The sequence below is a fragment of the Ruegeria sp. AM9 genome (genome assembly GCF_056540565.1).
Map to the genome: position 1 here is coordinate 1 of NZ_JBQFWY010000058.1, position 550 is coordinate 550.

At 55.6% G+C, this 550-nt stretch carries 1 pseudogene; it reads left to right on the forward strand.

Going from position 1 to position 550, the window contains the following annotated elements:
- Window positions 1–47: 47 nt before the first annotated feature.
- Window positions 48–550: pseudogene (locus ACR0DO_RS19570) on the forward strand (glycosyltransferase family 2 protein); the annotation flags it as partial.

Consider the following 550-nt stretch of genomic DNA (forward strand, 5'->3'; position numbering starts at 1 on the left):
TGGACGAGTTCTGGAACATCAGATGCGGTGATAATGGATTCGGGGCTTTGATCGCCGAGGTTGAGGACAGGGCTGGTCAGCCCGTCGATGCTATTTCGTTTGCCTGGAAGCTATTCGGCAGTTCAGGGAATATCAGCTTCGAAGATAAACCGGTGACCGAGGCGTTCTCGATGGCGGATCAGCCTTATCCGTACCATTCGGGTCGGGCGTATGGCCTGAAAACCCTGTTTCGAAACAATGGAAAATTCACGCGTTTTGGGCCGCACCGCCCAAAAGGGTTCGAAGACGAAGCGGCGGCCGACATTGCGTGGTCGGATGCTGGTGGCAAGCTGTTTCCGGCGGATAAGGTGGGGTGGCGAGCCTGGCGGGGGTTTGACCATTCGCTTGGGCGCTTGCACCATTATTCGGTTCGGTCTTTGGACGGGTTCCTGATCAAGCGTGATCGGGGAAGAACTAACCATATCCGCGTGGACCAAGGGCAATCCTATTGGACGGACATGAATGCCAATAAAGAGGTCGACCAATCAATCCTGCCTGCCGCTCGCAAGTC